This is a genomic window from Citrobacter sp. wls826 (assembly GCF_005281245.1).
Taxonomy (GTDB): Bacteria; Pseudomonadota; Gammaproteobacteria; order Enterobacterales; family Enterobacteriaceae; genus Citrobacter; species Citrobacter braakii.
In genome coordinates this window covers 94,627-95,366 of record NZ_SZWS01000053.1, presented here as the reverse complement: position 1 = coordinate 95,366, position 740 = coordinate 94,627, and the positions used below count along the sequence as shown (strand labels likewise).

Annotated in this window: 1 protein-coding gene; it reads left to right on the top strand. The window is 55.5% G+C overall.

Annotation, left to right across the window (positions count from 1 at the left end; translation table 11 throughout):
* Window positions 1–82: 82 nt before the first annotated feature.
* On the top strand, window positions 83–740 hold a 658-nt coding region (locus FDW87_RS22535), incomplete at its 3' end, for an FGGY family carbohydrate kinase (RefSeq protein WP_252363159.1).

The window sequence follows — 740 nt, the reverse complement described above, 5'->3', positions numbered from 1 at the left end:
GCTTCGCTTACCGGGCCTACAGGTAGCAACCGTCGTAGGCCGGATAAGCGCAGCGCCATCCGGCAAAAATGAGATAACAAAGATGAGTGAGAAAGCGACCTTCTGGCTGGGTATTGATTGCGGCGGTACATATCTGAAAGCAGGTTTGTATGATGCCAAAGGTCACGAGCAGGGAATTAACCGGCAATCGCTGCAGACAATATCGCCATTACCCGGGTACGCCGAACGCGATATGCACCAACTGTGGCAACAGTGCGTCGCGACCATTGCCGGGCTGTTAAAGCGTACAGGTGTCTGCGGCGAGCAAATCAAAGGTGTCGGTATATCCGCTCAGGGCAAAGGCCTGTTCCTACTTGATAAGCAAGATAAGCCGCTAGGTAATGCCATTCTCTCTTCTGACCGACGTGCGATGGACATCGTACAGCGCTGGCAGCAGGATGGGATCCCTGAGCAGCTCTACCCGGTCACCCGCCAGACATTGTGGACCGGGCATCCGGCATCGCTCCTACGCTGGGTGAAAGAGAACACCCCTCAGCGCTACGCGCAAATTGGTAGCGTCATGATGGGTCATGACTACCTGCGCTGGTGCTTAACCGGCGTCAAAGGCTGCGAAGAGAGCAATATCTCCGAGTCGAACCTCTACAACATGACCACGGGTCAGTACGACCCGAAGCTGACTCAGTGGCTGGGTATCAGTGAAATCGACCATGCCCTGCCCCCCATCGTGGGGTCAGCAGAAA